The sequence below is a fragment of the Streptomyces sp. NPDC047130 genome (genome assembly GCF_040643475.1).
Taxonomy (GTDB): Bacteria; Actinomycetota; Actinomycetes; order Streptomycetales; family Streptomycetaceae; genus Streptomyces.
Genome location: NZ_JBEYUK010000018.1, coordinates 89,673 through 110,812, shown reverse-complemented (window position 1 = coordinate 110,812; position 21,140 = coordinate 89,673). Strand labels below are relative to the sequence as shown.

15 protein-coding genes are annotated in these 21,140 nt (G+C 74.6%); 6 read left to right on the top strand and 9 right to left on the bottom strand.

Annotated features, from left to right (window positions below):
* Window positions 1-54: 54 nt before the first annotated feature.
* Entirely contained in the window at window positions 55-1,890 is a 1,836-nt protein-coding gene (locus ABZ836_RS21515; protein WP_361144438.1) for a hypothetical protein, read from the bottom strand.
* Window positions 1,890-2,336, bottom strand: a complete 447-nt coding sequence (locus ABZ836_RS21510; RefSeq protein WP_356136309.1) for a hypothetical protein — start codon at window positions 2,334-2,336, stop codon at window positions 1,890-1,892. The genes ABZ836_RS21515 and ABZ836_RS21510 overlap by 1 nt, the downstream gene beginning before the upstream one ends.
* Before the next feature lie 439 nt (window positions 2,337-2,775).
* On the opposite strand from ABZ836_RS21510, the gene ABZ836_RS21505 reads away from it, so the two are divergent.
* The 3 genes from ABZ836_RS21505 to ABZ836_RS21495 are packed head-to-tail and all read left to right on the top strand — an operon-like array spanning window position 2,776 to window position 5,747.
* Window positions 2,776-3,135, top strand: coding sequence for a hypothetical protein (locus ABZ836_RS21505; RefSeq protein ID WP_356136307.1), 360 nt, complete (start codon window positions 2,776-2,778; stop codon window positions 3,133-3,135).
* 36 nt (window positions 3,136-3,171) lie between these two features.
* Window positions 3,172-5,214, top strand: a complete 2,043-nt coding sequence (locus ABZ836_RS21500) for a DUF6571 family protein (protein WP_361144435.1) — start codon at window positions 3,172-3,174, stop codon at window positions 5,212-5,214.
* Complete coding sequence (locus ABZ836_RS21495) at window positions 5,214-5,747, top strand: hypothetical protein (protein WP_361144432.1); 534 nt, start codon at window positions 5,214-5,216, stop codon at window positions 5,745-5,747. Before ABZ836_RS21500 ends, ABZ836_RS21495 begins: the two co-directional genes overlap by 1 nt.
* Here the strand turns inward: ABZ836_RS21495 and mycP are convergent.
* Together mycP and eccB are read right to left on the bottom strand one after the other, a co-directional pair.
* Window positions 5,719-6,906 (bottom strand): type VII secretion-associated serine protease mycosin, encoded by a 1,188-nt coding sequence (gene mycP, locus ABZ836_RS21490; RefSeq protein ID WP_361144475.1) that lies wholly within the window; start codon window positions 6,904-6,906, stop codon window positions 5,719-5,721. The genes ABZ836_RS21495 and mycP overlap by 29 nt on opposite strands.
* A gap of 142 nt (window positions 6,907-7,048) precedes the next feature.
* Window positions 7,049-8,572 (bottom strand): type VII secretion protein EccB, encoded by a 1,524-nt coding sequence (gene eccB / locus ABZ836_RS21485; protein ID WP_356136301.1) that lies wholly within the window; start codon window positions 8,570-8,572, stop codon window positions 7,049-7,051.
* A 210-nt stretch (window positions 8,573-8,782) separates the two neighbouring features.
* Here eccB and eccE point away from each other — a divergent pair, with 210 nt between their 5' ends.
* From eccE to ABZ836_RS21470, 3 genes are all read left to right on the top strand, one after another.
* Window positions 8,783-10,141, top strand: coding sequence for a type VII secretion protein EccE (gene eccE / locus ABZ836_RS21480; protein ID WP_361144429.1), 1,359 nt, complete (start codon window positions 8,783-8,785; stop codon window positions 10,139-10,141).
* Window positions 10,138-10,839, top strand: a complete 702-nt coding sequence (locus ABZ836_RS21475; RefSeq protein WP_356136297.1) for a hypothetical protein — start codon at window positions 10,138-10,140, stop codon at window positions 10,837-10,839. Before eccE ends, ABZ836_RS21475 begins: the two co-directional genes overlap by 4 nt.
* Before the next feature lie 123 nt (window positions 10,840-10,962).
* Window positions 10,963-13,959 (top strand): SCO5717 family growth-regulating ATPase, encoded by a 2,997-nt coding sequence (locus ABZ836_RS21470; RefSeq protein ID WP_361144426.1) that lies wholly within the window; start codon window positions 10,963-10,965, stop codon window positions 13,957-13,959.
* 154 nt (window positions 13,960-14,113) lie between these two features.
* Here the strand turns inward: ABZ836_RS21470 and ABZ836_RS21465 are convergent, their stop codons facing one another.
* The 5 genes from ABZ836_RS21465 to ABZ836_RS21445 form a co-directional block, all read right to left on the bottom strand.
* Complete coding sequence (locus ABZ836_RS21465) at window positions 14,114-15,058, bottom strand: bifunctional riboflavin kinase/FAD synthetase (RefSeq protein ID WP_356136293.1); 945 nt, start codon at window positions 15,056-15,058, stop codon at window positions 14,114-14,116.
* Window positions 15,059-15,257: 199 nt separating this feature from the next.
* Entirely contained in the window at window positions 15,258-18,578 is a 3,321-nt protein-coding gene (locus ABZ836_RS21460) for a trypsin-like peptidase domain-containing protein (protein ID WP_361144423.1), read from the bottom strand.
* A 781-nt stretch (window positions 18,579-19,359) separates the two neighbouring features.
* A complete protein-coding gene (gene truB / locus ABZ836_RS21455) occupies window positions 19,360-20,265 on the bottom strand; it encodes a tRNA pseudouridine(55) synthase TruB (protein ID WP_361144420.1) in 906 nt (301 codons plus the stop codon).
* Entirely contained in the window at window positions 20,262-20,732 is a 471-nt protein-coding gene (rbfA, locus tag ABZ836_RS21450) for a 30S ribosome-binding factor RbfA (protein ID WP_356136287.1), read from the bottom strand. The genes truB and rbfA overlap by 4 nt, the downstream gene beginning before the upstream one ends.
* A 43-nt stretch (window positions 20,733-20,775) precedes the next feature.
* On the bottom strand, window positions 20,776-21,069 hold the full coding sequence (locus ABZ836_RS21445) for a DUF503 domain-containing protein (RefSeq protein ID WP_356136285.1): 294 nt from the start codon (window positions 21,067-21,069) through the stop codon (window positions 20,776-20,778).
* Between the last annotated feature and the right edge of the window lie 71 nt (window positions 21,070-21,140).

Here is a 21,140-nt window from a genome sequence, read left to right as displayed (position 1 = left end):
ACCGGGTCTGCTGATGACCGACACCATGTCCTTCGCCTGTCCTCGTTCCGTCCGTCAGCCGTTGTTGGGCGGCGTCTCGCGCCGTTCACCATCGGATGCACGCTTTTTGCTGCGACTCCGCCGGGATCCTGTCGGCTTCAGGGCCCCGACCACTCCGCCAGGAGGCGCCTTGGGACTCTGACCCTGCTGCCCGGAGGACCTGCCGGCGCCCGTTGCCCCCACGACCGGTGTCGCCGGGGCCCCGACGACGCCCCTGCGCCCTGGCTGCTCGCCCGCACCACGAACGGCGCCGGTCTCACCGCCGATGACGGTGCCGCGTGGTACGCGGGTGCCGTTCGGCCCGTTGGGCGCGGTGGCGGCGGGACGCCCACCGACCACTCCCCCGGCCGCCGTGGCACCGCTCTGGACGGGGCGAACCCCCTGACGTCCGGACCCGCTGCCGCCGGCACCCGTGCCGTGCGACGCGGGCATGCCTCCGATCACGGGACCGGCGCCACGCCCACCGGTCTGTCGTCCGGTGACCGCCTGACCCGGCCCCATCGGCCCTACGGAACCGCGCGTCCCTGCACCGGTGCGTCCGGCAGCCGTGGGCTGGCCCGTCGGTCCCATGGGACCCGTCACCCCTCGGGCGCCCGCACCCGCTGCGCGACCGGTGGTCGTCGGCTGTCCCGTCGGGCCCATGGGGCTCATGGGCCCCCTGGCACCGGTGGCCCCCGGCGCGCCCGTGCGACCGTGCGCGGGCACCTGCTGGCCCATCGGACCCATCGGGCCGCGCCCGCCCGCCTGACCGACGGGGCCGGTGCCGCTCGTCGTGCCCCGCGGAGCCTGACCCTGTGCGGTGATCGGGGTCTGTCGCGCGTTGACGCCTCCGGTCGTGCCCCCGGCGGGGCGGCCACCGAGGTTGGTCATGACGGGCGGGACGGGCGTAACCGTTGCCGCAGGGCCGGTGGTGGTGGGCGTGGGCGCCGCCGTCACGGGCCGAGTGGTTTCCTGAGGAGGCGGTGCCGTGGCCACGCTGTCGATCTGCATCGACCCGTTGGAGCTCGGAACGATCTCCGGAGCCGTCCCCGCCGAAGTGCCGTCGACACGTCCGGCGACGGCAGTCGTACCAGCACCTCCGGCTTGCGGAGCGACGACGGGGTCACTCCCGTAGCCTGCAGACCCACCACCCCCCGTTACCGGGGTGACCGGGGCGCCCCTTTCGCTCGGCGGCGGCACAGCCACATTCGGCATCGGCTCGAACGTCGGAGGCTCCTGCGCAGCGAGAGTCTCCTCGGACACCGCGTAGAAGGAGGAGAGGCGGATCATCTGGTTGATCGCCTCCTGCCGGTGCTGCTCCGCCTTCAGCGCGGCGGCATACTCCTCGTTGCTCTCCACCCGCTTGGCCGGAGGGATGTCGGAGACGGACTTCGGGTCGTCCCGCGTGTCACGCGGCGGCATCGACTTGCGGACCGAGGCGAGGCCGGAGCCGGCCAGGGTGATCTGCTCGCCGACCGCCTTCGAGTAGGTCGCGAGGGCCTCCGCCTTGGTGACGAGGTTCTTGCTCCAGGTGCGGAAGGCGTCGCCCGAATCGCCCTCCCAGTCGACGGCGTCGATGTCGCCACCGAGCAACTGAGCGGCGGCGTTGATCGCCTCTCCCGCCTTCAGCAGCGACGTGCCGACCTCTTCGACCTGCTCGGGCTTGGTGGGTTCCACCATGTCGATCATGTCGTTGAGGCGGTGGCCCTCGAAGCTGGTACGGCCGAAGAAGCGGGTGCCGCCACCGGGCAGGAACCCGTCGAAGGCCTGCTCGATCGCGTTGACGATGTTGATGACATCGGCGTTCTCCTGGACCTGCTGGAGCTCGTCCGAGATCAGCGCGTCGTAGTTCTTGTCGTCGTTGCTCCCCATCAGAACCCGCCTTCGTACTGCCGCTTGGCGTTGCGCGCCTGCTCCTGCTCGCGCTCCTGCTCAAGCCGAAGATCCGCCTTGATCTCGTAGAACCGCCGCCGCGTCTCTTCCTCGAGGTTGTCGAAGCCGACGTCCGCTCCGTGCACGGCGATCTGGAGCGCCTCTATCTGCAGACCGAGCGTCCGCGACAGGGAGCTCACGCGCTCGTGGGCCCGGGCGTACTGGGAATAGAGGCCGACCGCCTCGCCGAAGGCCCCGCCGCCGGCCAGCGCGTCGCGCGTCAGGGTCAGGCTGGCCACCTGCTGCGCGTTGGCAGGCGACCCGTTCAGGTCGGCGAGCACCGCGTCGACACGCTTCTTGAACGAGCTGAGCGCCTCAACGCCTCGCCTGAGGTCGGCGGTACGCGGCACACCCACGCCCGCGCCGTCGTCCAGTGGCAGCGCCATCGTGTCATCTCCCCGTTGTCGTCGCCCGCTTCAGTGGCCCTGGCCCGACCCGTGAAGCGTTCATGTCGCAACAAGACCACTGTAGTCACTTCCCGTGACACTCCCAACTGCCTTGTGCAACGGCCTTGATACAGCTTGCGATCACCGTGGAGGCGTCAGGCGCTTCCACCGGCAGTGGGGGCTCTACGTCTACACCACCCGCCTCACGCGCGCACCGGAGGCCCGGTGCTCCGGGGCCGCACGGCGTCGTCACGCGCAACACCTGGGGGTGAAGCTCCAGTTCAGCGCGTTGATCACGAAGGGGCCTGGTTCGTGGGGGCGAGGCCGTCGCGCAGCGGGCCCGTGGCCCGAGCGCGTGCGCGCGCCCCTCTCCCGCACTGCTACCTTCCGTCACTGATTGATCACTTGAAGTGCGCATGAGTTGACGGAGGACACATCGGTGTCGTTGGAGGAGTCGGCCGGGACACAGCCGGATCTCGTGTCGTCCCCGGTCCGGAAGAGGGCCGCGGCCCGGGCGCTGGAGCTGCGGCTGGAGCCGGGTACCCGCAAGGCCGGCCGGGCCGCCGAGACGGCCACGGGGCGAGCGGTGAAGGCGCTCGCCGCGGAGGACGGGGACGGCTGGGTGAGCGGCAAGGCGCTGCGCGAGGCCCAGGAGGCGTGGAACGGCCAGGTCGACGCGTTGATGCACCGGCTGGGCGCGGAGCGGACCGCCCTCGGTGGTTCGGCACGCCTCTACACCGGCACGGACCTCGCGGTCGAGCAGGGGCTGCGCCGGCCCTCGCCGCTGGACTCGTTCTAGGAGAGGGGGACCGCGGTGCCGACGTACCACGAGGTCATGAACGCGGAGCTTTCCGCGCTGATGGACGCCGCCGAGCAATGGCGCGACATGGCGGGTGAGTTCGCCACGCAGGAGGGCGACTACCTGAGCGAGGTGCACGCGGTCGCGGCGGGCGCCGGGCAGCCGGGGAGCTGGACGGGGGTGGCGGCCCAGGAGGCGGGGTCCGCGTTCGACGTGACGCTTGCGGAGTACCGGGCGGCGCGGAAGGAGGCCCTGGCCGTCTGCTCGTTGCTCCAGGACGCGTACGCGCAGTTCGCCGGCCTCCGCAAGCGTCTCGAGACGGTGCGGGCGGAGGCGGTGGCGGCGGGGCTGCGGATCTCCGGGCGGGGCGTCGTCACGGTGGACACGGAGGCGCGGCCGCCCGCGCCCGGGGAGACCTGCGGGTCGGCCGAGGAGTGGCAGCGGCGGATCGACGCCGCGGTACGTGCGGTCGACGACGCCGACGCGGGGGTCGCCCTCGCGCTGCGGGCCGCGACGCGGGACGGGCGCCGCGACGACGGCACGGCCGGCGGGTTCAACGCGGAGGCACTGCACGACGTCGAGGGGTACGAGGCGCGGGCCGGCGGCGAGTTGGCGAGGCGGATGGCCGACGGGGCGACGCTGGGCGCGGCGGAGGTCGACGAGTTGCGCCGGTTGTTCCGGGACAACCAGCACGACGCGAACTTCAGCCGGATGTTCCTGAGCGGGCTCGGGGCGGAGGGGCTCCTCACGATCGGCAGCCGGGCGAACGACCTGGTCCACACGGTCGGCGGCGAGCAGGCGCGCGGGATGGCGGACATCGCGTCGGGACTGTCGCGGACGTTGGCGTCGGCGACACGGGACACGGGGTCACCGTGGTACGAGGGGTGGCGGGCCGAGATGCGGGAGGCGGGCATCCGCCAGTACGGCTCGCAGTTCGCGGCGGACCACATGGCCGCGGAGCGCGGCTACCAGTCGCTGGTGACCCTGATGGGGCAGGGCGGGGAGTTCGGTTCCCCGTACCTCGCGGATCTGGGGGACGACCTGATCGCGGCGGAGCGGAAGGATCCCGACCTGTGGGACATGGTCGGCCCGGTGGACGGGAAGGACGGCTGGTTCGCCAACGACCCGGTGGACGGGGTGCTGGGACTGATGAGCCGGGACCCCGAGGGGGCGGCGGCCTATCTGCAGCACGAGGAGCGGATGAAGTACCTCGCCGCGGAGCGTGACTGGAGGAGCACCCTGCTGGAAAGCTCAGGTGGACCACTCCCGGACCACGACACGGACCACATCGACAGAGACGGGTACGCCGGCTTCGCTGCGGCATTGGAGGCGGCCACAACGGGCGTGACGCCTGGCGAGGAGGCTGCTTCATTCGTGGAGCACACGGAGGCGAACGACAGGGCGTTCCAATTCGCGGTCAAACACTTGGCGACCAGCGAAGACGACTTCCCTCACCAATTGCGTGAACCCATGGGGCGCATCCTGGCGAACCACGGGGCAACGGTGCACGAGGTCGCCAGCGCATTCGGGCCCCATTCGACGCCGATCGCCCAGGACGCCTTGTTCGAAGTCGCTAAGCAGACCTCACGCGATGCCCATGGATATGCGGCGCTCAACGTCGGAATGAACACCCCCATCGTGACAGCGCTGCACGAGGTGACGCACGAGTCTCCCGAGGGGTCACTCATCCTTTCGGGTCGCACCATCGGGTTCTTGGAGGAGGCCCGCAATCAGGCGCTGACCATGGACAGCGCGGTGCCCGACGAACCTGACTGGGTGCAATACGCGAAGATGATCGCCGGGCATCTCCCGATCGTGTCGGGCGAGGCTCAGCTTGCCGTGGAGAACTCGACCGAGAGCTGGGTCGAGGACGAAAAGAAGCGGTACCACAATCAGGTGTCGGGCCGGTACGCAGACGAATACCTCGATCGCTCCAGGCAACTCAGCGCGTTCGCCGACACGTGGTGGCGTGTGCACGGTTCGGGAGGCGCCACTCCCCCGGACGTCTATTCGAGCATCACCACAGCCACGGACGGTGGTCGCAACCATTGCAAGGGGTTCACGGGGGTGCCGCGGTGATGCGCCGCACCCTCCCGGTTGCCGCGCTTGTCCTGCTTGCACCTCTCGTCGGCTCATGCGGATGGCACGAGAGCGTCGACCGCCCCCAATCGCTCTGCGGCACTCCGGTCGGTGCCGAACTGTCCGGCCTCCTTCCCGGACCACGCAAGATCTCCGAGCGGACCAGCGCCGGCTTCCGGGAACCCGGGGCGTCGTGGTGCATCGTGTCGGCCGGTGACGAGAAGACGCTGTCGCTCTGGTTCGCTCGCGGCGGAGCGGCCCCCGACCTGATGGAGCTCGCCAGGAACAGCGGTGTCGTCGGACTGGTCGCCCCCCGGCCCGTCCAGGGAATCGGCCAGCAGGCCGCTGTTGGACGTGACGGGGCCCTGGCAACGACAAGGTGCCGGGACGCTGCCGGGGGAACGCACTTCACCCTGGGGATCAAGTTCCACCGTGGTGCCGCGACAACAGCGAACCGCGAACGCGACGTGGAGCGCTTCATGCGGGCCTACATGCCCGCCACCGTCAAGTCGCTGAACTGTCTGCCGCGGTGATCCCCCGCCGTCGGCGGCGGGCGTCGCGGAGGGCGATGGCGGTGCCGGTGAGGGCGGCGGTCGTGGCGGCGGCGGCGAGGGCGACGTAGGTGCCGAGGCGGGCGTCGCGTTCGTCGGGGGCCTCGCCGAGGGTGATCGGCGCGGGCGACGGCGGCTCCGCGCCGGCGAGGCCGCCGTCGGGTTCCGGGGAACGGGTGGGCCGGTCGTCCTCGGTGAGCGCCCGCACCGGGTCGACGACGCCCCACCCGACGAGCCGGTCGTGCCCCGCGACCGTCCGTTCCGCCGTCGCCTGGATCTGCGCGACGACCTCCTCCTGCGTCCAGTCGGGGTGCTTGGCCCGCAGCAGCGCGGCCACGCCGGCGACGTACGGCGCGGAGAAGCTGGTGCCGTTGTCGGCGCAGTGTCCCCCGCCGGGGACGGTGGAGACCATGTCCACGCCCGGCGCGGCGACGTCCACGAAGTCGCCGGACTGGGAGAACGGAGCGCGCTCGCCGTTGCGGTCGGAGGCGGCGACCGCGAGGACGCCCTCGTAGGCGGCGGGGTAGGAGTTCTTGCTGGCGCCGCCCATCCCCTCGTTGCCCGCGGAGGCGACCACCACGATGTCCGCCCGGAGCGCGCGCTCGACGGCCGCCTTGAGCTGCGGCGTGGAGTCGACGGGGGAACCGGTGTCCTGGGAGATGTTGATGACCTCGGCGCCCGCCTGGCGGGCGTGGTCGATGGCCTTCACCATCTCGTCGACCTTGCCGTGGCCCTGGGCGTCGTTGTGCTTGATCGGGATGATCGTCGCCGCGGGGGCGAGTCCGGCGAAGCCCGTCTTGTCGGAGCGGCGGGCGGCGATGATGCCGGCCACCTTGGTGCCGTGGCCGACCTGGTCGTCGGTGCCCTTGGCGCTGCCCCGGTCCAGGGGCTTGCCGTCCGCCTTGGCGGGCAGGAAGTTGGCGCCGCTGCCCGCGTCGACGGCGTCGCGGAGCTGGGGGTGCTTGATGTCCACGCCGGTGTCGATCACCGCGACCCGGACGCCCTTGCCGGTGGACTGCTCCCACAGTTCGTCGAGGAGCACCCGCTGCAGCGCCCAGGGGCGCCCGGAGTAGTTCTGGGCGGGGAACGTGCACTGGCCTGTGGCGTCGTCCGCGACGGCCGGGGTGGCGGCCCCGGTCAGGCCGACGACCGGGAGTGCGATCGCCACCGTGGCCAGCGCCGCGGCCGGCCTGCGCCTGGGGGTCACTGCCCCTCCCTTTCTTCCTTCGCCGGCATCCGGCGTGCGTCCGGCATCCGGCGTGTGTCCGTCACGGTCGGGTCCGTCACGATCCCTGCGGCTGCCGGGCGTCGGCGGTCGACAGGCGGGGCCCGGTGGGCAGGTAGACGGACCACTCGGCCGGGACCGGGGTGGGCCTGATGTCCTCGTAGCCGAGGAGCTTCCGCGCCTCCAGCTCGGCCTGCTGGTCCTCCTGGGAACGGCCGATCTCGGCGTCCTCGCCGGTGCTGTCGCCGTTGGACTGCAGCACGTAGCGCAGGCCCGTGTCGGTGACCAGGAAGATGGGGCCGACCTCGGTCGCGCTGCCCTTGTACTGCTGGTACACCTGCCCGGAGCCGGGGGTGACGTAGGCGCTGGTGGAGCCGGTGGCGAGGACGGCGGGGAACGTGTCGCCCGCCCAGGTCCGCAGCTGGGTGCGTCCGGAGTCGCGGTCGACGCCCATCAGGGTGTTGCAGACGGTGTCCCGCGCCTTGCCCACGCCCGAGGGGTCGTTGACGCCGACCGGGGTGGCGGCGGGCCACGTCCGGTCGTCGGCGAAGGCGCCTTCCGGCTGCAGCGCGCCGGGGCTGACCGCGAGGGCCTTGCCGTCCTGGCCGACGGACACCAGCGCGCTGTTGGCGAGCAGCAGGGTGGCCACGAAGTCGGAGACCGGGGTGACGCGCCCCGGCAGCACCACGTAGTGGCGGTCGCGGTCGCCGTCGCGCGCCTTGAGCACCATGCCGACGCGGTTGGCCGTGTCGTCCAGCCGGCCGGGGGCGTTCGCGGGCCGGCCGGGGTCCCCCTCGATGTCGGGGAAGGACAGCGGGTCGCCCTGGTGCAGGGTCGCCAGCCATTCGCGGGAGACGCGCTGCGGCTCGCGCTCGGAGCCGACGACGACGCGGATGAGGTTCGCGAGCTCGGTCTCCTCCTTCTCCACCTCGTCGATCCGGTAGGCGGTGCCGGTGGCGTCGACGACGTAGCGGGCCTCGTCCGGCCCCTGGACGTAGAGGAGTTGTCCGCCGCCGAGCCGCTGGGAGCCTTCGGTGCGCTTGAGCTCGCGCTCGGCGAAGACGAACGCGGCCTTCTGCACGGAACCGCCCTGTCCCGCCCGCTCGCAGACCATCCAGCGCTTCTTCGCCGCGGCCTCGTCCCGGTCGGGAAGCCGGTCGGGGGCGTAGGGGATGCCCACGGTGACGCCGTGCTGGATCTTGGTGTCCAGGATCTTCTCGTCGACCGTGATCACCTCGCCCTTGCCGTCCTTCAGCAGCAGCTTGGCCGAGGCCATGTTGAGCACGGGGTGCAGCTGGGCCTTGCCCTTGGTCCGCAGGACGACGTACCGGGTGGTCGACTTGTCGGCGACGATCACCTTCTCGTAGGGCGTGTCCCAGCCCTTGGGCGCGGTGGGCTTGAACATGCCCCACGCCCCGAAGACGGCCATCACGACGACGCCGGTGATCACGCCGGGCAGGACGCCCCGCAACGGCCTGGGCGCGCTCTCCTCGGAGCCTCCGGAGGCCGAGTGCGTGAAGGACGCGAGCATGCGGCGCTTCGCGAACGTGTAGGCGTTGAGCTGGTCTCTCCGGGATGCCATCGGTGCCCTGCTTCTCCCCGTGTTCCGCCGCGTTGTCGGACGGCCCCCTACTATGCCTGGTACGTGAGAGGCCTGGTACCCGAGGGGCCTGGTCGAGCGGGTAGGGTACCGAAGCCTTCAAGGTACCTATGCGGCACAGGATTTGCGGAACCGGCCGGTCGGATCGGTCCGGCCGGGCGCACGACGGCGAGCACTGCGGGGGTGTGGGTGATGGCTTCCGGGACACGGGCGAGGTCCCGTGACCGGTCACGGTCACGATCGGCGCGGGGCTCCTCGGCGACGCCTCCCCCGGCGGCCCCGGCCCGCGCGTCGGCCGCGCGCGGCCCGGCTGCCGGCTCGGGTTCGGGCTCGGGCTCGGTGCAGCTCAGGTCCCGTGCGGGGCGCGGCAGTTCGGAAGGGCTGCGCCGGGCGGTGCTGGTCGAGCTGGCCGCGGCGGCGCTGGTCGTCGGCTGGGTGATCAACACGGTGGCCCTGGTGGCCGCCGCGGTGGTCGCGGTGCTGCTGCTGGCTCTGGCCGTGGTGCGGCGGCGTGGCCGTTCGCTCCCCGAGTGGATCGCCACGGCGCGCGAGCTGCGGGCCCGGCAGAAGCGCGCCGCCGGCCTGACGGTGCCGCCCGGCACGGAGCCGGGTCTGGCCCCGGCGGTGGAGTGCGAGCCGGCGCTGCGGACCTACGCCTACGGCGGCCGGGACCGGCGGCCGGTGGGCCTGGTCGGTGACGGCACCTTCCTGACGGCGGTGCTCCAGATCGAGGCCGACGCCACCGCGCTGCGCGCCGAGCGGAGCCGCCGTCCGCTGCCGCTGGCCCTGGTCGGGGACGCGCTCGCGGTGGACGACATCCGGCTGGAGTCCGCGCAGATCGTGCTGCACACCCAGCCCGCCCCGGCACTGCACCTGCCGCAGCAGTCGGTGGCGGTCACCAACTACGCGCCGCTGCAGGCGAGCACGGGCGCTCCGGCGGTCCGGATCACCTGGATCGCGCTGAAGCTGGACCCGGAGCTCTGCGCGGAGGCGGTGGCCGCGCGCGGCGGTGGTGCCGAGGGCGCCCAGAAGTGCGTGGTGCGGGTGGCGGACCATCTCGCCAGCCGGCTGACCGGCGCCGGGTTCCGGGTGAACATCCTGGACGAGGAGGAGCTGGTCGCGGCGATCGCGACGTCGGCCTGCGCCAACCCCCTGGTGACGGCGGAGGCGGGCCGGACGGAGGCCCGGGAGCGCCGGACCGAGGAGTCGACCCGCAACTGGCGCTGCGACAACCGCCGTCACACCGTCTACTGGGTGCGCCGCTGGCCGTCGTTCGGCGGCAGCGGTGCCGCCCTGCCGCAGCTGGTCGCCCAGTTGACGGCCGTGCCCGCGCTGGCCACCACGTTCAGCCTCACGGTGGGCCGGGCCGAGGGCCAGGCCGCGGCGCTGACCGGGCACCTGCGGGTCACCGGCCGCAGCGCCGAGGAACTCACGTCCGCCCGGCGGGCGTTGCAGGACGCCGCCCGCCGCGCCGGTGTCGGCCTGGCCCGGCTGGACCGGGAACAGCTGCCCGGCGTGCTCGCCACGCTGCCGCTGGGAGGAGCGCGATGATCACCCGTGGTTCGGGTCTGCTCGGCCCCCGGCACGGACGGCACAGCGTGCCCCTGGAGCAGTTGGGGTCGCTGACCCTGCCGATCGGCGACGACGGCGTGGTGATCGGCGTGGACGCCGAGGGCCAGCCCGCCGTCCTCGGCCTCAACCGGCCGACGCCGTACGACATCGTGCTGATCGGCAGCCTCTGGACGACGCAGGTGCTGGCGCTGCGGGCCGCGGCGACCGGTGCGCGGGTGGCCGTGGAGACGGGCCGTCCGCAGGCGTGGATGCAGATGGTGCACGCCATGGGCGGCGGGCAGAACGGGCTGTCGGTGTACGACGTGGGCCGGGTGCCCCCGCTGGGCGCCTCGGCCGGCAATCCGGTGCTGGTGGTGCGGGACTGCGGCATGCGGCCGCCGCGCGGCCGGGTGGTGGCCGGTCCCTGGCAGGCGGTGCTCACCCTGCTGCCGTACCTGTCGCCGGTCGCGCCGCGGCTGATGCGCCAGGCCCGGCTGGTCGGCGTGCAGCGGCTGTCGCCCGACGAAGCGACCGAGACGGGGCGGGCGTTGGCGCTGCCGCGCGGGGACGTCGACTCGCTGCCGACGCTGGCCGACGGCGTCACCCTGTGGTGCGCGGACCGGGACCGGCAGTACGTGATGACCCAACCCACGGACGCCGAGGTCGGATTGCTGGGCACTCCCCGGCGCATGGACTGAGGGCCGTCCGCGCTCCGGGGCGACCAGGTCCCCCCACTGTCCGCCGCTCGACGGGCCTGCCGCTCGGGCGACCGGGGTGATTAGGGTGGGGGTGCGCCTGCGCTCGACCAACCAGGAGGAATTGTGAACAGCGATCGGGATGGTATCCACGGGGGTTGGACCACACCGGGCGATGACCAGTCCGACGCGGAGTCCGCCGTCGAGACGACGGGCGAGTTCACCATCGACTACGACACGCCTGCCTGGTACCGGGAGAACGCCGCCCCGCCCGCCGACTCCGGCATCGCGTCGGTTCCTTCGACGCCGTCCACCCCGGTGTCCCCGCCGGTTCCTCCGGCGCCCGCCGCCTCCACCGGGCCCGAGGAGCAGGGGGACGGACAGGGCGGCGGCCTGCCGTTCGGCGGCGGGGACGTGGAGACCGGCGCGACGATGCGGATCTCGGCAGCCGCGCTGCGGCGGGAGATCGAGGAACGCGCCGCGGCGGCGGCGCAGGCGGTGTCCCCGGACAGCGGCGGGACGACCGGCGGCGCCGGGGCGGAGGGGGCGGGGGCGGACCACGCCTCCACCGAGGGCGCCGCGGCCACCGAGGGCGCCGCGGCCACCGGTGACGCGGCGGGCGACGGGTCCGGGGCGGAGGCCGGTGCCGGTGCCGGTGCCGGTGGGCCGTCCGTTCCGGCCGGGGAGAGTGCCGACGCCGGATCGGCCCCCGAGCCCGCCACCGCTGCCGGGGCCTCGGACGTCGTGTCGGTGCCGTCCGGTGCGACGCCGGCACCGGGGCACGGCGAGGACCGGGCGGAGACGGGCGACTCCGTGACGGGCGAGGACGGTACGGGCGGCGCGGGCGCCGAGCGGCCGGACGAGGACGGCGCAGGTCGGACGGACGGACGGCCGGACAGCCGGGCGGACAACCGGACGGACGACCGGACGGACGGTGAGGCCGCCGAGGCGGCTCCGGAACTGCCGGGCGGTGAGCCGCAGGCCGCCGCCGCGCCCGAGGGCACCGGGGGCGACTTCCCCCGGGCGGCCCCCGTGCCGCAGGCGCAGCCCCCGCGGACGCCCGACAGCCACGGCCCGGACCCCCAGGCCGCCGCCGGGCAGCCGGCCGCTCCGCAGGGCTGGGGTCCGCAGGTTCCGCCGCAGCAGCCGGGGACGCTTCCGCCGCTGCCCCCGCAGTACCAGCCGGCCGCCCCGCAGGCGGCGGGCCAGTGGCCGGGGCAGCCTCCGCAGGCGCCCGCGCAGCCGCCGGCACCGCCTCAGGCGCCGTTCCAGCCGCAGGCGCCGCAGGCTCCCGCGCCGTGGGCCCAGCAGCCCCAGGTCCCGCCGGCGGCACAGCCGCAGCCGCCGGTGCCGCCGCAGCAGGCTCCGGGTGTGCCGGGCCCGCCGCAGGTCCCCGGTGTGCCGCCGCAGGCCCAGCCGCAGCCGCAGCCGCAGGGCTACGGATTCCCGCCTGCCCAGCCGCAGCAGCCGCAGCAGCCCCAGCCGCAGCAGCCCCAGCCGGAGCAGCCGCAGCAGGGTTACGGCTTCCCGCAGCAGCCCCCGGCGCAGCCGCAGCCCCCGCAGGGCTACGGCTTCCCCGCCACCCCGCAGCCCCAGCCGCAGGGTTACGGCTTCCCGCAGCCCCCGGCCCAGCCCGGTCAGGCCCCGCAGCACCAGCCGGAACAAGCCCCGCAGGCCCCGCAGGCGCCGCAGGCCCCGCAACCGCAGCCCCCGGCCGACCCGAACGCCCAGCCGCAGCAGGCCGGTTACGGGTTCCCGCAGCAGGGGCCGGCCGCCCCGCAGCCGCCGGCCGCTCCGGCGGACCCCCGCACGCCCGCCGCCGCGTGGCCGCAGCCCGTGCAGCACGACCAGCGGCAGCCGGTCAACCCCGGTGCCGCGCCGCTGGGTTACCAGGCCGCGGTGGAACTGTCGTCCGACCGGCTGCTCAACTCCAAGCGGCAGCGGCCGAGGAGCGGCCGTCCGGCGGCCGCCGGCCCGCGGTTCCGGATCGGCGGCAAGAAGGAGGAGGCCGAGCGGCAGCGCAAGCTGGAGCTGATCCGCACGCCGGTGCTCTCCTGCTACCGGATCGCGGTGATCAGCCTCAAGGGCGGCGTCGGCAAGACGACCACCACCACCGCGCTCGGTTCGACGCTCGCCAGCGAGCGGCAGGACAAGATCCTCGCGATCGACGCCAACCCGGACGCCGGCACGCTCGGCCGCCGGGTCCGCCGGGAGACCGGGGCGACCATCCGCGACCTGGTGCAGGCGATCCCGTACCTCAACTCCTACATGGACATCCGCCGCTTCACGTCGCAGGCGTCCTCCGGTCTGGAGATCATCGCCAACGACGTGGACCCCGCGGTCTCCACGACCTTCAACGACGAGGACTACCGGCGGGCCATCGACGTCCTGGGCCGCCAGTACCCGATCATCCTCACCGACTCCGGCACGGGCCTGCTCTACAGCGCCATGCGCGGCGTGCTGGACCTCGCCGACCAGCTGATCATCATCTCGACGCCGTCGGTGGACGGCGCGAGCAGCGCGAGCACCACGCTGGACTGGCTCTCCGCGCACGGGTACGCGGAGCTGGTGTCACGGTCCCTCACGGTGATCTCCGGGGTCCGCGAGACCGGCAAGATGATCAAGGTGGAGGACATCGTCAGCCACTTCGAGACGCGCTGCCGCGGCGTGGTGGTGGTGCCGTTCGACGAGCACCTGGCCGCGGGCGCGGAGGTCGACCTCGACATGATGCGGCCCAAGGTGCGGGAGGCGTACTTCAACCTGGCGGCGCTGGTGGCCGAGGACTTCGTGCGGCACCAGCAGTCGCAGGGGCTGTGGACCTCCGACGGGAATCCGCCGCCGGTGGCGGCGCCGCCGATGCCGGGGCAGTACGGTGCTCCGGCCGCGCCGGGACCGTACGGTCAGCCCCCGCAGCAGCCGCAGCAGCCGTACGGGCAGGTGCCGCCGCAGCAGCCGTACCCGGGGTACCCGCAGCAGCCCCCGGCACCGCAGGGCTACCCGCAACAGCCGCCCCAGCGGCCCCAGCAGCCGCAGCAGCCGCAGCAGGGCTACCCCGAGCAGCCGCACCAGCAGCCGCACCACCAGCAGTACCCGCAGCAGCCCCCGGCGCCGCCCGCGCCGTGACCGCGGGGGCTCGCCCCGCGCCTGCCGGAAAAGGCCTGCGCCCACCCTCCCCGGACAAGCTCCCCGGGAGGGTGGGCGCGGGCCTCCGCGCGTGGACGCACCGCAGCCGTGCCCGCGCGGCCTTGCGGACGTGCGGGCACGGCCGGGTGGTGGGTCAGGCGGCGGCGACGAGTTCGCGGCAGCGCTGGACGTCGCGCCCCATCGCCTCGAGGAGTTCGTCGAGCGTCGCGAACTTCGCCTGGCCGCGGACGAACGCGAGGAAGTCCACGGAGGCCCGCATCCCGTACAGGTCCAGCCCCACGCGGTCGATCGCGTACGCCTCGACCGTGCGGGCCGTGCCGTCGAACTGGGGGTTGGTGCCGACGGAGATGGCGGCGGGCATGGTCTCCCCGGCGACGTTCAGCCAGCCCGCGTACACCCCGTCCGCCGGGACGGCGCTGAACGGCACGGTGTCGATGTTCGCCGTGGGGTAGCCGAGCTCACGGCCGCGCTGGGCGCCGCGGACGACGACGCCCTCGACGCGGTGCGGGCGGCCCAGGATCTCCGCGGCCCCCTCGACGTCGCCCGCGGCGACCAGCCGCCGCGTGAGGGTGGAGGAGAACGGCTCGCCCCCGCCGGCCTCACCGCTGACGTGCAGGTCGATGACGTCGACCTCGAAGTCGTAGGTGCGCCCCTGTTCGGTCAGGAAGGCCACGTCGCCGGCGGCCTTGTGGCCGAACCGGAAGTTGGGGCCCTCGACGACCGCGCGGGCGTGCAGCTTGTCGACCAGGACCTTCACCACGAACTCGGCGGGCGAGAGCTTGGAGAACTCCTTGGTGAACGGCAGCACCAGCACCGCGTCGATGCCCAGCGCGGCGGCGAGCTCGGCCCGCCGGGCGTGCGGGGCGAGCAGCGGCGGGTGGCTGCCGGGGCGGACGACCTCGCTGGGGTGCGGGTCGAAGGTGACCAGCACGGAGGGGACGCCGAGGGCCCGGGCGCGCTCCACGGCGTGGCGGATGATCAGCTGATGCCCGCGGTGCACCCCGTCGTAGGAGCCGATGGTGACGACGCTGCGCCCCCAGTCCTGGGGGATGTCCTCCAAGCCACGCCAGCGCTGCACTGTGACCGCTCCTCGTCGAACCCGTGTCCGTGTGTGCCTGTGATGCAGCTCCAAGAGTGCCATGCCGCCGCCGGGCGACCGGCATCGGCATGGGCGATCGACGGCCGATCGACCACGTATCGACAGCTGATCGGGACAGGAAAGTGACCTCCCCGGTCCCGCCCGGCACCACCGGACGGCCTCGGCGGGCGTTCCGCGCTCAGCCGGCGGAGGCTCCCGCCGCCGGGCGGGGGCCCGGTGCGGGGGGCGCGGCGGCAGGCACCACCGCGGCCACCACCGGCTCGCCCTCGCTCTCCAGCAGCCGGGCCAGCAGCTCCTGCCGCAGTGGGCGGGAGGCGGGCGTGCCGGGCCGTGCCAGCACCGCGGCCAGCGCGGCCCGCACCGGTGGCGGGCCGTCCGCGATCAGCCCGGTGACCAGCGGAAGCAGGACCGCCCGCACGGTCGGACCGTGGTCGAGGCGGCGGTCGACGTACCCGGCGACGGCGGCGGCGACGGAGGGCGTGCCGCGGGGGGAGCCGCAGTTCTCGACCGCCTCGCGGACCAGGACGGCGATCCGCCGGGCCAGGGCGGGCACGGTCACCTCGGCGAGGGCGTCCAGCGCCTCGCCGCCGCCGGGCTGCCGGAGCCGGTCGCGGAAGGCGTCGAGCACCGGCTCGGGGTGGGTGGCCAGGGCGGGCACCAGTGCCTCGGCGGGCAGTTGCGGGTCGCCGGCCACGAAGCGCCGCAGGGCGTCGGGGAGGTGGCGGGCGCGGGTGCGGGGGTCGCGGACCAGGACGGCGAGCGCCCCGCCGTGCAGCGCGGCGTCCTCGGGGCGGGACAGCAGGGCGAGGGCGGCGTGGCGCAGCAGGTCGCGGTCGGCGTCGGTGCGGGCGTGCCGGGCGGCGAGGCGGCCGTGGGTGACGGCGGCGACGCGGCGGCCGGTCCTCGGGTCGTGCGCCCAGCGGTCGACGGCGCGGCAGAGCGCGGCGGGTTCCTCCTCGGCGAGGACGGCGAGCAGTTCGGCGGCCTTGGGGTGGGCACGGTCGGCCAGTGCCTCGGTGAGGTCGTCCAGGCCGCGGTGCCGGTGGGTGTAGAGCAGGGCCTGGGCGGCGGAGGCGACCGTGGCGTGGGGGGCGGCGGGCAGCGGGCGTGCGTCGTCGAACCAGTGGGTGAGCTGCCGCTGGGCGGGGCCGGGGTCCTCCGCGAGCAGCCGGGCCGTCGCGTCCAGCCAGCGGCTGCCGGTGCCGGCCGGGGCGGTGACCAGCAGGCGGTGGAGCAGTCCGAGGCGTTCCCCGGTGTCCAGCGGGAGGGCGGTCCAGAAGGCGGGGCCGAACTCCTCGGGCGCGGGCCGGCCGTCGCGCTGGCGGGCGGCGGTCCGGTCGGCGAGGCCGCGCAGCAGCAGGGTGTGCGGGGCGGCGTCGGGCAGGCCGAGCAGGGCGCCGGAGAGGAGCCGGGCGGCCCACCAGGGGTCACCGGCGGTCTCCATGGCGGCGGCCAGCGCGCTCAGGCGGCGGCCGAGCTCCACGGGGCCGTGGTCACGGCCCAGGTGGAGCAGCGCCTGGACGACGGGGCCGATGCGGTGCCGGGGCACCGGGAGGGGGTGTCCGGCGGCCTCGCCGGCGCGGCGGCGCAGCACCAGGGCGCGCAGCGCCTCGTCGACGTCGAGGTGGACGCCCTGGAGCCAGTCGGCGAACTCCTCGTCGGCGAAACGGTATCCGGCGCCGGCCGGGACCAGCAGGCCCTCGGTGAGCACGGCGCGGGCCCAGCCGGTGCCGCCGCCGAGGCGCGCGGGGGCGGGCCCCCAGGGGAAGACCGCCTCGAAGGAGTCCCGGTCGAGTTCGCCCTGCCCCGGGCCGAGGCTGCGGCGGGCCGCCTCGTGGACCTGTCCGGCCACCTTGGCGGCGAGGCGGCGGATGGCGGTGCCGCGCCGGCCCCCGGTGGCGGCCAGCCGGACGGCGACGCGCAGGCAGACGAGGTCCAGGTGGGCGGCGAACACCTCGTGCCGGGTGAGCGGGCGGTCCTCGGCGTCGGGCAGGGCGGCGCGCACGGCGGCGAGCAGCCGGAGGGTGAGCGGGTGCCGGGCGTCGCTCCCGGTGAGCACGCCGTCGGGGATGCGGTACCGGCTGCGGGCGAGGCGGGCCTCCTCGACGGTGAGGTCGCCGAGGCGCAGGCAGGGCGGGAGGGTTCCGGTGCCGGCGTGGTCGCCCGCGGGGACGTGGAGGAGTTCGGGCGGGAACTCGGCGCCGGCCCGTTCCCAGTACTCGGCGCGGCAGCCGACGGCCATCCGGGCGCCGGCGGCGAGGAGCCAGTCGGCGGTGCCCTCGGTCCAGGCGGGCAGCCGGTGGGCGAGGAGGGGCGACATCTCCTCGGGCCCGTCCAGCACGATCAGCAGGGGCCGTCCGGCGTCCCGGGCGATGCGGGCGATCCGCTCGGGCGAGAGGTCCCCGAGCCAGGCCGCGTCAGGGGGTGCCTCGTGGGTCGCGTCGGCCGTGGGCGGGAAGCGGGCGGCCGCGGCGATCCGGGCGGCCCGGTCCAGGGCGCGGCGGGCGGCGTCGGCCACCGAGGTGTCGGTGTCCTGGAGGTCGGCCCCCCGCAGCCAGAGGGTGGGGGCGGCGGCGTCGGCGGCGCGGTGCCGGCGGGAGGCCAGCTCGGCCAGGGCGGTGGTCCGGCCGCTGCCGGGCGGGCCGACCAGTCCCAGCACGGGGGCGGAGCCCTGCTCGAACGCGGTGAACTTGCGTTCCACCGCAGCCCGCGGCACGGGCTCGACCGGTCCGCGGGCGGGTCCGTCGGAGGCCACCGAGGTGGCGGTGAGCTCGACCAGGGCGGCGAGGTTGAGGTCGGGGCCGTAGGCGGGGACGGTGGCGGCGTTGCGGGCCAGCAGTTCGGCGAGCGGGCCGGGAGCGGCCGTCAGCGGCAGGGCGTACCCGGCGGCGCGGTGCCCGCCGAGCAGGTCCGGGCCCGTGGCGAGGTCCTGGGCGGAGCCGGGCGGGCCGGAGCGCAGGTCGGTGGCGACGACGCCGAGCACCGCGCCGGTGACCGGGTCGAGCACGGGTCCCCCGGCGGCGCCTCCGCCGGGCCGAAGCGCCTCGCGTCCGGCCGTGCCGATGGCGAGTTCGAGGACGCCGCGCACGGTGCGGGACCGGTGGACGGCGTCGGTCACCCCGAGCACCCGGGCCTCGCGGAGCCCGGCGGCGACGATCCGGACGTAGGCGCCGGGGCCGACGGCGGCGCGCGGGGAGACGGGCAGCGGGGCGGCTTCGAGCCCGTCGGCGCGCACCAGGGCGAGGCCGAGGCCGGGCAGCGGGGTGACGGCGCCCTCGGGCACGGTCACGAGCTGTTCACCGGCCCGGACCAGCGGCCGGGGCAGGCCCTCCACCACCTCGTGGGCGGTGATCACGGTGCCGTGGTGGTCGGCGACGAAGCCGGTTCCGCGGGGGCGTCCGGCGGGGTCGCAGAGGGTGACCAGTGCCGCCCCGGGGACGGCGCGAGTGTCGTCCGGCCGCCGCCGGACGCCCTCCGTCCCCGCGTTCGCTCCCGCCATGCCCGTCCTCCCGCTGCCGTGCCGCTCGGCTCCGACGGTAGGCCGACGAAGATCAGCGGCGCGGGGGTGCGGGGAAACGCGCCCCCTTCCGCTCCCTCCGTTCACTCCGAGCGCCCGTCCGGACGGGTGAATATCACGGAGCGGATGGAAAGAGCTTCCACCGGGGGAACCGAGGGGGAAACCCGTGGAGCGGCGGAGCGTCCCCGTGACGCCGCCGCTCCACGGTCCCACCGGGACGACAGCCCGTCCGAGGACGCCGACGCCGAACCGCCGGAAGCCCCGCAGCGGAAGCGGACGCGACCAACTCCCCCGCGGCCGGAGCCGACGGTCCGGCAACCGGAACCCGCCGAACCCGGTCCCCGCCACCGATGCCGACCGAACCGGAAGCCCCACAGCCGGCCCCAGCGGAACCGAAGGGGGCCCCGCGGCCGGAGCGGACCGAACCCTCCCCCCACACACAACCGGATCCGATGAAACCGGGCGCCCGGCAACCGGAACCACCGATCCGGGTCTCCCACAGCCGAAACCGGCCGAACCGGAAGCCGCGCGGCGGGCCCCGACGGAACCAGAGGCTCCCGCGACCGGAGCTCACCGAACCGGGTCCCCCGCAACCGGAGCCGGCCGAACCGGAAGAAGCCCCGCGCCCGGCCCCGGCGGAGCCGGGGGTCCCGCAGCGGTAGGCGTTGCGGGGCCGGGGGGCGGGACCGGAGGGCCGGGCCGGAGGGCGGGACCGGTCAGGCGGTCCCGCCGGGCGCGGTCCCGTCCGCGCGGGCGACGGAGCTCAGGCGAAGACGGCCAGGCTCTTGGCCTTGCCCTTCAGCGCCTCGACGAGCGCCAGGAGGACGCCGTCCGGCCCGAAGACGGCGACCGGCCCGCGGTCGGCGTACTCGTCGGGCATCTCCAGGCGGACGCCGTTCAGCAGCAGCCGGGCGCGCCGGGCGTCGACGTCCCAGCGCGGGAACGCGGCGGCCGCGGCCTCGGCCACCGGCATCACGGTCAGCTCCTGCTGGAGCTGGTCGAGCGTTCGGGCGGCGTCGATGCGGTAGGGACCCACGCGGGTGCGCCGCAGCGCGGTCAGGTGACCGCCCACGCCGAGTCCGGCGCCGAGGTCGCGGGCGAGCGCCCGGATGTAGGTGCCGGAGGAGCAGACCACGGAGACGACCAGGTCGGTCACCGCGGTGCCGTCCTCGGCGGTCGCGCCGCGGACGTCGTGCACCTGGAAGGAGGAGACCGTCACCGGGCGGGCCGGAATGTCGAACTCCTCGCCCTCGCGGGCCCGCTTGTAGGACCGCACGCCGTTGATCTTGATGGCGCTGACCTTGGACGGCACCTGCATGATGCGGCCGGTCAGTTCGGCGACGCCCTCGGCGATCGCCTCACGGGTGATCCCGGTGGTGTCGGCGGACGCGGTGATCTCGCCCTCGGCGTCGTCGGTGACCGTGGTCTGGCCGAGCCGGACGGTGCCGAGGTACTCCTTCTCGGTGAGCGCCAGGTGCCCGAGGAGCTTGGTGGCCCGCTCGACGCCGAGCACCAGCACGCCGGTGGCCATCGGGTCGAGCGTGCCGGCGTGGCCGACGCGGCGGGTCTTCGCGATCCCCCGCATCTTGGCGACCACGTCGTGCGAGGTGAAGCCCGACGGCTTGTCGACGATGACAAGGCCGTCGGGCGTGGGGGTGTGCTGCGTCATGCGGTGGTGTCGTCCGTCCCGGCCGCGGTCTCGTCGTCGGCGTCGTCCTCCGGCCTGCGGTAGGGGTCCGCGCCGCCCGCGTAGCTGGCGCCCGCGGACGCCTCGCGCACCTTGGCGTCGGACTGCCGGGCCTTGTCGAGGAGGTCCTCGATGGTCCGGGCGGTGTCCGGCAGTGCGTCGGCGACGAAGGTGAGGGTGGGCGTGAACTTCGTCCCGGCGGCCCGGCCGACCTCGGAGCGCAGGATGCCCTTGGCGCTCTCCAGTCCGGCCGCGGCGGCCTTGCGCTCCTCGTCGTCGCCGTAGACCGTGTAGAAGACGGTCGCCTCCCGAAGGTCCCCGGTCACCCGGGTGTCCGTGATGGTGACGTGTGAGCCGAGCCGCGGGTCCTTGATCCCACGCTGCAGCTTCTGGGCCACCACCTCTCGGATGAGGTCCGCCAGCCTCTTCGCCCGCGCGTTGTCGGCCACTGGTCCGTCTCCCGTTCCTGTTCCTGTTCGTAATCCGTGTGCATCAGTCGTCGTCGCCGTGGAACCGCCGTCTCGCGGACAGCAGCTCCACCTCCGGGCGGCCGGCGACCATCCGCTCGCAGCGGTCCAGTATGTCGGTCACGTGCGACGCGTCCCCGGAGACCACCGCCAGGCCGATGCCGGCCCTGCGGTGGAGATCCAGGTGGTCCACCTCGGCGGCGCTGACCGCGAACTTGCGTTGCAGGTCGGCGACGATGGGGCGGACGATGGAGCGCTTCTCCTTCAGCGAGCGTATGTCGCCGAGGAGGATGTCGAAGGACAGAGTCCCCACGTACATGGTGTGTCCGGATGACCCGCCGGTCCGGGATCGGTGGCTCCTTGAACCGTACCCCGCATCGCGGCTCCGCC

Bases quoted from the DNA above. Each gene is read 5' to 3' on its own strand.
- ABZ836_RS21445 (WP_356136285.1), bottom strand. From the start codon at position 21,069: ATGTACGTGGGGACTCTGTCCTTCGACATCCTCCTCGGCGACATACGC.
- ABZ836_RS21515 (WP_361144438.1), bottom strand. From the start codon at position 1,890: ATGGGGAGCAACGACGACAAGAACTACGACGCGCTGATCTCGGACGAG.
- ABZ836_RS21500 (WP_361144435.1), top strand. From the start codon at position 3,172: ATGAACGCGGAGCTTTCCGCGCTGATGGACGCCGCCGAGCAATGGCGC.
- ABZ836_RS21460 (WP_361144423.1), bottom strand. From the start codon at position 18,578: ATGGCGGGAGCGAACGCGGGGACGGAGGGCGTCCGGCGGCGGCCGGAC.
- ABZ836_RS21510 (WP_356136309.1), bottom strand. From the start codon at position 2,336: ATGGCGCTGCCACTGGACGACGGCGCGGGCGTGGGTGTGCCGCGTACC.
- truB (WP_361144420.1), bottom strand. From the start codon at position 20,265: ATGACGCAGCACACCCCCACGCCCGACGGCCTTGTCATCGTCGACAAG.
- ABZ836_RS21475 (WP_356136297.1), top strand. From the start codon at position 10,138: ATGATCACCCGTGGTTCGGGTCTGCTCGGCCCCCGGCACGGACGGCAC.
- ABZ836_RS21495 (WP_361144432.1), top strand. From the start codon at position 5,214: ATGCGCCGCACCCTCCCGGTTGCCGCGCTTGTCCTGCTTGCACCTCTC.
- eccE (WP_361144429.1), top strand. From the start codon at position 8,783: ATGGCTTCCGGGACACGGGCGAGGTCCCGTGACCGGTCACGGTCACGA.
- eccB (WP_356136301.1), bottom strand. From the start codon at position 8,572: ATGGCATCCCGGAGAGACCAGCTCAACGCCTACACGTTCGCGAAGCGC.